10 protein-coding genes are annotated in these 10160 nt (G+C 43.0%); 3 read left to right on the forward strand and 7 right to left on the reverse strand.

Annotation, left to right across the window (positions count from 1 at the left end):
• A partial coding sequence (locus JGK20_RS31700; RefSeq protein ID WP_293183362.1) for a hypothetical protein occupies positions 1 to 670 on the forward strand: 670 nt, incomplete at its 5' end.
• A 142-nt stretch (positions 671 to 812) separates the two neighbouring features.
• Here JGK20_RS31700 and crtB read toward each other — a convergent pair.
• Both crtB and pds read right to left on the reverse strand, forming a co-directional pair.
• Positions 813 to 1742, reverse strand: coding sequence for a 15-cis-phytoene synthase CrtB (gene crtB, locus JGK20_RS31705; RefSeq protein WP_293183364.1), 930 nt, complete (start codon positions 1740 to 1742; stop codon positions 813 to 815).
• A 208-nt stretch (positions 1743 to 1950) separates the two neighbouring features.
• On the reverse strand, positions 1951 to 3324 hold the full coding sequence (pds, locus tag JGK20_RS31710; RefSeq protein WP_293233442.1) for a 15-cis-phytoene desaturase: 1374 nt from the start codon (positions 3322 to 3324) through the stop codon (positions 1951 to 1953).
• A 206-nt stretch (positions 3325 to 3530) separates the two neighbouring features.
• Between pds and JGK20_RS31715 the strand changes: the two genes are divergently transcribed.
• Positions 3531 to 4088 (forward strand): DUF6009 family protein, encoded by a 558-nt coding sequence (locus tag JGK20_RS31715; protein ID WP_293233444.1) that lies wholly within the window; start codon positions 3531 to 3533, stop codon positions 4086 to 4088.
• Between the two features lie 93 nt (positions 4089 to 4181).
• On the forward strand, positions 4182 to 4820 hold the full coding sequence (locus JGK20_RS31720; RefSeq protein ID WP_293212374.1) for a restriction endonuclease subunit R: 639 nt from the start codon (positions 4182 to 4184) through the stop codon (positions 4818 to 4820).
• A gap of 187 nt (positions 4821 to 5007) precedes the next feature.
• Here JGK20_RS31720 and JGK20_RS31725 read toward each other — a convergent pair whose 3' ends face one another.
• The 5 genes from JGK20_RS31725 to JGK20_RS31745 form a co-directional block, all read right to left on the reverse strand.
• Complete coding sequence (locus JGK20_RS31725; protein ID WP_293233446.1) at positions 5008 to 6891, reverse strand: hypothetical protein; 1884 nt, start codon at positions 6889 to 6891, stop codon at positions 5008 to 5010.
• Positions 6888 to 8399 (reverse strand): DNA methyltransferase, encoded by a 1512-nt coding sequence (locus JGK20_RS31730; RefSeq protein ID WP_293233448.1) that lies wholly within the window; start codon positions 8397 to 8399, stop codon positions 6888 to 6890. Before JGK20_RS31730 ends, JGK20_RS31725 begins: the two co-directional genes overlap by 4 nt.
• Positions 8400 to 8574: 175 nt before the next feature.
• Complete coding sequence (locus JGK20_RS31735) at positions 8575 to 9156, reverse strand: hypothetical protein (protein WP_293233450.1); 582 nt, start codon at positions 9154 to 9156, stop codon at positions 8575 to 8577.
• Between the two features lie 157 nt (positions 9157 to 9313).
• Positions 9314 to 9499, reverse strand: coding sequence for a helicase C-terminal domain-containing protein (locus JGK20_RS31740; protein WP_293233452.1), 186 nt, complete (start codon positions 9497 to 9499; stop codon positions 9314 to 9316).
• The coding region (locus tag JGK20_RS31745) for a hypothetical protein (RefSeq protein WP_366039745.1) at positions 9478 to 10160 on the reverse strand (683 nt) is incomplete at its 5' end. The genes JGK20_RS31740 and JGK20_RS31745, both read right to left, overlap by 22 nt.

Raw genomic sequence — 10160 nt, forward strand, 5'->3', positions numbered from 1 at the left:
AGTTGGTGCATTTGGCTTTTGGTATTTTAAAGTCCCAAAAGCCTTTCGATCCAACTTATTTACTTGCTACCCCTTGACAGATCAAGACAGTATCTACAAATTTGGTTTCAAAAATATAACAAATTGTTCTAACACGGCAAATTATGAATTACCAATTACAATTACCAATTACCAATTACCAATTACGCTTATGCTATATTTAGCCCAAGTACAAAAGAAGGAAATTTCAGGTGAGATAAGTCTGCAATTGCTGGCTTGTCAAAATTATGATGAGACATGGGCTATTCTTTTTCAAGAAACTGTCTTGACGCTACCGCCAGATTTCGATCGCAATGTTTTAAATGAAGGGATGCTAGTATTAGCAGATATTGGCGAAAATAGCAAGATTTTGTTGCATATTCAAGCGGCTACAAACTGGGTGCTAGAATTAGTTCAGAAGTATTTAACAACAGGCTTTACTCCCGATTTTTTGCAGCAAGAAGCCCAGAAGGCGGAAGGGTGGCGGCAATCTCTCACCTTGCAAAGTCAAGAGTTGTCTCGCCGCTTTATCGAAGTTGAAGCCCGCCGCGAACAAATTCAAAATTTAGAGGCCAAACTACAACAGGAAAAGGAATTGCTCGAAAGTACGATCGCCCAATTGAAAAATTCAACCACTACACCACCACTTTGACTCCAATTAACACAAAACAGTTAAGGACACGGCACTGCCGTGTCCCTACAAATCTCATTTGCAATTTGCTGGACATCATATAATTTGTAACTTGACAAATAGCCCTTACCCGTTGCCGAATCGCCAGCCAAATTGCCCGCTGCTAAAGCACTTTTGACTTCAACCAAGCGGCGGGGAGACACAACAGTTTCTGAGAATTGGTAACGTATGCCCGCTTCTGAAACACATCGTACTGATTGCGCTCGATCGCATTTAAGATTCTGCTGTACAACATCGTAGCAGCCCACACTGTCCAGCGGATATCGGGACTGAGCACTTTAATTCCCGGTTCGGCGCTGGCGTATAATTTGCGAGCTCGCTGAATTTGAAAGCGCATCAATTCCCGCCAGCGGTTGTCAATTACACCGTTGAATAAATCTTCTTCGGTATAGTTGAACAAAGCTAAGTCTTCTAAGGGAATGTAAATGCGGCCACGACGGGCATCTTCTCCCACATCGCGCAGAATATTCGTCAACTGCTTGGCTATACCGAGGGCGACGGCTTCTTCTTTGGGAATTCTATTCCCCCAGTGCCAATTCCAATTAGCCGCAGAGTTGGATTCGTCTACGCCCATCACAGACATCGACATCAGCCCAACAGTGCCGGCTACTCGGTAACAGTAAAGATTGAGCTCTTCAAAAGTTTCGTAGCGACTGCGGTATAAGTCCATTTGCTGGCCCGCAATCATCTCTCGAAACGGCTGAATGTCGATCGGGAAACGAGACAGCGTATCCACCAAAGCCACGTCATAATCATCGTGGGGATGGCCCGCAAACACAGATTCTAGGCGTTTTTCCCACAAATTTAGCGTTTCAGGGGTCGTAGCCTCAGAACCAGGCCCGTCTACGAGTTCGTCGGTGCGGCGGCACCAGACGTAAATCGCCCAGATTGCCCGACGCTTGGCTTCGGGCATGAGTTGAGTGCCTAAATAAAAATTTTTGGCATAACTCGCTGTGACTTGGCGGCACAGTTCGTAGGATTCATCCAAAGAGGCCAGAGTTCTCATGCACTGGAGTTTTGACAGTTGCAGCATCCGAGAATAAGAAATTTAAAGATTAGAACTGACATTCCCCCGTTGAGACAACAGGAGATTCTTTTACGTCTTGAGGACTTACGCATCTGAACAAAGAAACTGGGTTTTTGAACCGAGATTGAGGGTTCTAAGCAAATATTTTGGCTAAAAACCCGGTTTCTGGTCGCCCGTGCGTCAGCCCCAGTCTTTATGAAAAATTCTTAATTTTTCATTTTTTATTGGCAGTTGAAATAGCCTGCGCTGTCAGCTTACCAGAAAGCACGGCACCTTCCATACTCGCAAGATAACGCTGCATCGTATAATCCCCCGTTAGATAGAAATTGCTAATCGGAGTTGTTTGCGAGGGACGGCATTCCTGGCGTCCGGGGGTGGCTTTGTAGACGGAACGTGGGGTTTTGACTACGTGATATTTGAGCACTTTGGCGGGTTCTGGGATTTGGTCGGGAAAGAGTTTTTCTAACTCGACCATTGTGGCTGCGACGATATCTTCGTCAGATTTGCCAATCCAGTCTTTGGCGGGTGCGAGTACCAGTTCCAGCATGGATTTGTCTGGGTTGGCATATTCGCGGCAGGTGTTGCTCATGTCGGCGTAGACGCTCAGTAAGGGCGATCGCGAGAATAGCAAATGGTCGATATCTGTCAGCTTGCGATCGAACCACAAGTGTACATTAATCACCGGTACTCCCTCCAAACCTTCGAGCTTTTTGAAATAATCCATTTCGCCCCAAGGTTTCGGCATCATCAACTTTAGCGGGTCAACCGGCATCGCCGAAACGTAAAGATCCGCCGTCAGAATTTCTTCCTCGGCCCCCTTGACGCCGCCAATCTGGAAACCGCGCACCGTATTGTCATCATTGAGCAAAAACTCTCTGATGGGTGCATTCAGCCGGACTTCGCCACCGCGTTCAGTTATGTAGTCTACCATCGGCTGACACAACCTCTCCGTAGGGGAACCGTCTAAAAAGGCCATTTTCGAGCCTTTTGTCTCTTGCAAGAAGCGGTTGAGGGCTGTCAGCAGAATGGTTGCAGATATTTCGTGGGGGTCGATAAAATTCAGCGCCTTGGACATGGCGATGAATACTTCTTTTTCGACTCTGGGGGGGACGTTTTGCTTTTTCAGCCAGTCTGAAAACGAGTATTTGTCCATTTCTTCGACGTATTTCTGGCCTTGAAGTATCGCCGGAAGCAAACCGATGCCGAAACTGATTTTTTCGGCCCAGGTGAGCATATCGTTGTTTCTGAGGATAGCCACAAGGCCATTCAACGGAGCCGGAATATTGGGAAAGTCAAAGCGAGAATAGGTTCCGGGCGTTTCCGGCTGATTGAAAATCATCGAATGTTCTTTCCATTGCAGCCTGTCTTCAATGTCAAGTTCTTTGAAGAGTTTCAGCATATTTGGGTATGCACCGAAGAAGATGTGGAGGCCGGTTTCGTACCAGTCGCCGTCTGCATCTTTCCAGGCGGCTACTTTACCGCCGAGTACGTCCCGACTTTCTAGGAGGATGGGGGTGTGACCCGCATCGGTAAGATATTTAGCGCAGGAAAGTCCTGCTAAGCCTGCTCCGGCGATCGCAACTCGCATTTAATACTACTTGGCCTCTATATTCACTTTGTGTTCATTATACTTTACAACTCGTTACAAAATTTTGGGCAATCTGTAGGGACGTGGTTGTGCCGTGTCCGGTGCGGGGCGATCTGGTTCTTAGCTATTTTTAGGGAAATTTGCCATGCAGTTGCTATTTTTTGCCCTACGTGCTAGAATTAGTAAACATACTGAAAATAAAAACTATGAACAGTTTTGTCAGCGACGAGACCTTAAGGCACGAAGCCGAAATTGCCTGGCTTGTAGATATCAGCAAAATGCCTTGGGTGCGAGAGAGCGAGGTAAATTTTTCTACCAGAAAAGGAGTCTCTAAAAAACGTCTTTCAGAGCTTCAGCAAGGTCAAACTTTAGTGGGGTATGCAGAATTAGAAGATGATGCCCCTCCTACCGGAAATCATAAGTGTTTTATCAGACGAATTTTCACACTTCGTGAAAATGACTATGAAGCTTACAAAGTAGGTAGCTCTACACAGGCAGATCATCCTACTGAAGCAGTAGAACCATTAAGTATAGAACCTAAACACAAAGGGCTATCTCCGAGTAAGAAATCTCAAATAGCTGTGAGAGTTCCCCGTAGTCTTTTTAGCAAGCTCAAAAGATATGTTCAGCAAACGGGCATATCTCAAACTGATGTCATAGTTAGCGCTCTAGCTAGTCATCTAGATTCTGTCGAAGATATACCAATCATTCAGAGGCTATTAGAACTTGAAAAGAGAGTTTCTGTGTTGGAAATCAAGAGCTAATAGATACAGCCATTAGGTAAAACATCTATTTTATAGATGGGAATGACCACTTGAGGGCACAATCTGTATAGACTTTAAACTTAGTATAAAACGATGGTACAAACAATTCAAGCTCGAAATGTCACGATGTACGGCTTGAGAACAAAATTTGGAATTAAATTAGTCAGAGATGACCAATTCTTTCGCGAGTGGCAGGATAATTTGCCAGAAATCTCAGAAGCTGAGAAACAGCGATTAGACAGAGTGCAAGCAAGTTACACAAATTTACTAGAATATCCCCCACTTCTAGAAAATACAGTCAAAATGGTAGTATTGTCTCCATTGTTGGATTTAGCAGATTTTTATCTTGCTCCTTTTCACGTTACTTCCGAAAAGTCTGTAGAAATTGTTGACGAAGATGAAGGAATGATTGTCAGGGGACAGTTGGATGTTCTAGCTTTGTTTCAGGAGTTTTGGGTAGTAGTTATCGAGTTCAAGAAAGCGGCGTTCTCTTTGGAAGTAGGGATTCCGCAGTTGCTAGCTTATATGTTAGCTAATCTGAAGAGCGATCGACCTACTTACGGATTGTTAATGAATGGGGCAGATTTTCTATTTGTCAAATTAGTTAAGGGGGAAACACCGCAGTACGCTTTTTCTCGGAAGTTTTGCCTTTTAAATCCAGGGAACGAGTTGTACACCGTGCTGAGTATTTTGAAGCGCCTCGGTGAGTTGAATGTAGGTAATCTGAGTTAGTGGGGGAATCAGAAACCGGGTTTTTGCAAAAATCTTTGATTTTCACCCGCAGATTCAGTGAAAAACCCAGTTTTTTTGCTTGGAAAGGTTACGCATTTAAACCACTAACGAGGCCTGTAGGGTGCGTCAGCTCAATCGCTCCAAAAGCTAAGGTAAACGCTGTGGGCTGACGCACCCTACAATACTTTTACATACATGAAAACGTGCGATATGCTGCCAATGCTGCTTGTTTTACAGCTTCTGGGACGATCGGAAAAGTAGTCAAAACATACGCAAATTCTGCTTCCGTTAATTCGTAAAGGTGAGCGATGATGCCATCTAATTCCGCTCGCAATTTAGCGCGTTCTGTTTCATCGGTAACGCCTTCTCGGTGCGAGTTTAAGCCGACTTCTTGGGCTAATTCGTCAAATTCTGGGGCAGTGCAGATCAGTTTTGCGGCGCGCTGTACGATGTCCGAGAAGTATTTGTCACCAGTGGTTAATCGCGGGATAGGAATTTGGTAAATATAAAACATATTAAGAGTTGTAGTCACTTTTTGACGGAGAAACCAATCCACAATAAAAGAGTTACACATTGCACAAAAAGCCAACATTTCTGCTTGACCAATTTTAGATTTACCTAAATCGATACTGGTACTATTATTATCAAAGAACACTCTGCTGGGAGCAATGGTCGTAATTAATGTACGCGAGTCAGTATTACGAGCAATTCGTCGATGTACCCAACGATAGCATTGATAATCAAGTATCTGATTGCAATCTTTATTATTTCCAAGTAATTCTTTTCTCCCCATTTTTTCTTCGATCCAGTATGGCGCAGATTCATCAGTTTTAGTGAATTGATGAAACATTTTTCCTACAAAAAGTGGTAGACTATTGCTTGTGGCTTGAAGTTGAAAAAAATCAGTTCTGTTACCCCTGTCAAATTCGCGATGTAGTATACAATTCCATTTCCCCTTAATCTGTTCGCCAAGTAACGGGAATTGCAGCATTTTTTCAGCAATCCGAATATCTCCATCATTTTTAAACTCCATCACCGACAGAGAGTCAGGAGATAACTTCCGCACTAATTCAACGCTAATTCGCAAGCTATCAGCATTAGGAAACCTTTGCAGTTCCTCCACATCAAGACGCATAAAAGCAGAGGAAAACTCAGTTGTTATCCCATCCTTCTCAAAAGTAAGAACAACTATTTTGAAACTCTTATGAACCCCTTCAAAAATTGTTTTGCGATTTTCTAAACAAAATAACCCCGTGACTTGTGTTTGACTAAATAACATTTCCCGCAGTTGCTTAGTACCCAAGTCAGTGTAAATGCCGCTGGGAATCACAATCCCGCACTCGCCACCTCTGCGTAAGAGATTAAAACATTGTTCTACAAAAAGTTTATAGAGGTTAATATCCGTACCTGCTTTTTTACCATTGACAATCGAAATCTGATTTTTGTACTGTTCTGCTGAACAATAGTAAGCACTAATGTGGGGAAAATTGCTCTGATATTCCAACCAAGCATTAGCAACTTCAGAATCTTGCAAGAGTTTCTTTTGCTCTTTTTCAAAGCTCTTAATATCCATCTTTTTTTTCGTCACTAAATTGCTATGATTAGCAAAAAACTCCTTAGCATCTGGCTTGAAAACTTCCCAAGGTGGATTAGCAATAATCGCATCAAATCCTCCCCGTTCTAAAATTCTGTCAAAGTGATATCCCCAGTGAAACGGTTGCAATCTTGCAATATCATCAATAGTTAAAACTCGTTTATGAGGTTTCCCCGCTAACTGCACCTCTTCGTACTTAATTTTCAGCCTGGTAAACTCATCAAACAATAACTGATTTAACTTGACTTGCGACTCCTGGTTTAACTTTTCAATATGCTGCCGCAAATTCAATAATCGCGATTCTTGAGAAGTTCCTTCCTCTTCCCCAGACTGAAAAGCGTGTTTTTTATATAAATCAATCGACTTATTCTTGTCCGCTAAAATTCCTTTGTAATTAGCAGAAGCTAAAATTTGCAGTAAATTACCTTGGCGCGAATTTCCTACAGAATCAAATCGTTCTTCATCAACCCGAATCAATCCAATTTCGCAATTTCCACTGCTTCCGGCATGATATCCACGCCGTAGAGGTTGTCGCTGATAATCCGTTTTTTGATATAATAGTTGAGTGATGAATGCTCTGTTTCGATGGTTTTGAGTAAGTCGTTGAGATAGCGGTCATTTAAAAACTTGCTTGTACCGATGATTGTTGAATAGATGTAAATCAGCGTTTTCATCGCTGCGACTAAAAACGCGCCGGAACCGCAGGCTGGGTCTAATAATGTGAGGTTTGGGAGGATTTCTTCTAGTAGGTGGCGGCAGAGATTTGCGTCGAGATTGGTGAGGAGTTCGGTGATTGTTTCAAATTTATGAGAAGAACCCCCCCGGCCCCCCTTGCTAAGGGGGGAGAAAGAGGGGGAGGGGGAGGAAGAGTTGGAGGAGTTGAGGGATTGGTTGACTTTATCGAGGATTAGTTTGTTGATTGTGCGATCGCACAAATATTCAGTAATCTCCGGCCTGGTATAATAAGCACCAAAGGCTTTTTGGTTAATGTATTTCTCAAAGATGTATCCCAAAACTGCCGGATTAATTTCGTTTTCCTTCCCACCAACCGTATCGTCGAGATTCCAAGAATAGCGCGCAAATAAATCTAATATTTTCTCGAAAGCAGCATCGGGTATAGCAATATTCAGATAATTCTGTTCGATGGGATGTTCCAGAAATAGTCCCCCATTCAAATATTTAATATTGCCAATCAGCCTTTCAACCTTATAACTTCGTTCATATTGTGGCTTAGCAAATCCCTCAAAAAACAGTGTTTTCAAGAATTCCGAGTAAAATAAATCGGTTCCCCGCAGTTTACTTTCAGCTAACTTTTCCTGCAAATATAGCATTTTGCCGCTGTCGATAAACCCTTTGCGCTGCAAAAAATAAACAAACATCAAACGGTTGAGTAAAACCGAAGTATACCAGCGCCTGTCTGTCTCCTTATCTATCCCGGAAATCACACTTAAAAATTCAACGTGTTGCTGTTTGAACTCTTCAAAAAACTTCTTAGTAACTCGTTCAACATCCAATCCAGCCTGCAATCTTTGGGCGACATCAATCACCGATAGCGTTTCTAATTCTGCTAATTCAACTTTTAAAGCTGTGACTTTACTCAACATTAAATCGCAAGGTTCCCGTTTCACATATACACGATCGCGAGGATAAAGTTTTGTACCTTCGCACTTCACCCAATACCAAAGAGATTTAGTCCGATTTGCATCAATAAAAATTAATATATTTTCGCGGGATATCTGGACAATTTCGCGATAGATTGTCAATCTTTTGGCCGCATTGGGAATGTTACCGCTAGCGGTGGTAATTTCATATATAACTACTCCTAAAAGTTGGGCGATGGCTGTTCGGGAATAAGTCTCGCCATCAACTTCTGCGGGTATGGTTTTGCGGGATGATGGATTATCCCAACCGAGTTGTTGGACGAATAGTTTGTTGAATTCAAAGTCTTGGAGAAGTTGACGGGATTCTGTAAGTGTTTGCGGCATGGTTATATATTAAGGAAGAAGGAAGAAGGAAGAAGGAAGAAGGAAGAAGGAAGAAGTAAGTTAAATCTGAGATGTTGTACTATTTTCAAGAACTGGCAAGATGCCCGTTCCACAAGACTTAATTTGATTTTGGAATGGGCATCTTGCCCGTTCCCGGTTTCTCGACTCCCAATAATTATATCCTCTGAAACAAACCTAAAGAACAAATAATCATTGGTTCCCGTTTGTCTCCATCTTCACTAACTATACAAAAACGATCGTCCATTCTCAATGCTACGACTAATTCGGCTAAAGCCCGATCGCCAATACCGCTTTTTAACTGCCGATTCAACGTGTCAATTGCCGACTGGCGCAGGGGATAGCGGTAAATTTCATCAATGGCTTTTGCCAATTCCTCGGATGCGAATATTGTACCACGCATGGACTGCGCGTAATTTTTCAAACGTTCGTAGGTTCGGAACCGAGCACCGGAGGATCTCCCTAATTGTCCGCCCGCAGTTAACTCTTCTTCTGCTATCAATTCAGCACCTTTTTTGACTAATTCGTGATGCTGTTTGTCTCTCGAAATGGCAGGAGTCGCTTCGTCGCAGGCGGCAATTCTTAATATTGCCAGTTGCGATTGTGTGACACTGTTTCCCGCGCGATCGACCCAAATCAACGAATCATTACCCTCGGTAGTTTTCATGTACAATAAAACTCCTTCTGGCTGCAATGGTACGGGTGTATGAGCGCGAGTTGAGTAAACTACATTTGGCATTGATTCAATGGTTTTCTTCAAAGTCGGATTATTGTCAGTCGCATTTTTCCAAATCTGAAAAGCTTCTGATGTTAGGTCAACTTCGGCATCTTCTTCTCCATCTAAAATCCCGGATTTTTCATTGTAAATATCCAGAATGACTTGTGGTGAATCGTCCTCAAAAAATGTCTCGTCGGTGCCGACAACTTCGGCATTTTCCTGTAATTCTGTCTACTCTTCCCGCCCGCTGAATCAACCGAATGATTGCCCAAGGTAAGTCATAGTTAACGATAATTGCACTGTCTTGTAAATTGTGCCTTTCACTCAGAATGTCGGTGGTAATTAAGACGCGCATTTTAGCCATTTAAATCTGCGTTGATAGCGTGTTTTATATTCTCCATAAACTACTTCTGCCCGCTGCTTAAAGCTTTTTTTGTTGAACAGCAATTCGGCTTCGATATCTAAAAGTTCGCCCGAATCATCTGGGTGCATCTCAATTTGGTCAGGGCGAAGCATTCCGGCAGATAATTCATTAGTAATAAGCAAAGATTTACTGCCGAAATGCTTCTCCCCTACGGGTATATTCGCAACACTGAGATGCTCCGAATCATCTTCGGTTTCTTCGCTATCAAAATTGCTAATTACCACTGAATCAGCATCTTCATCGCTGTTGCGGGTATCCAACAATTCTGCATCCTGAGTGCCGATCGGGATATCGGAGTTTTGCCCGATCGCATACAAATAAACAAAATTCCGCAGGATGTGCCGCTCGATCGACTGAATAAACGGTCGCTGTTCTGCTTCAGTCGGCTGTTGTTTGGGTTTTTTGGCGATGTAATTTCCGAGTCCGTAACGGGGCAGATTTAGGGCGTTGATGACTTCGACAATTTCCTCAAAGTCAAGCTGGGAGTTGGTTGTGGAAGTTTCCGAGGAAAACTTAATGGTTCTGGGAATGCGATCGGGAAAATAGGAGCGAGTGCGATTGGCAAATTCTAGATATTTGCGATCGGTTTCTGCATCAGTTT

Origin of the sequence: Microcoleus sp. PH2017_05_CCC_O_A (assembly GCF_020738785.1) — a bacterium.
Taxonomy (GTDB): Bacteria; Cyanobacteriota; Cyanobacteriia; order Cyanobacteriales; family Microcoleaceae; genus Microcoleus.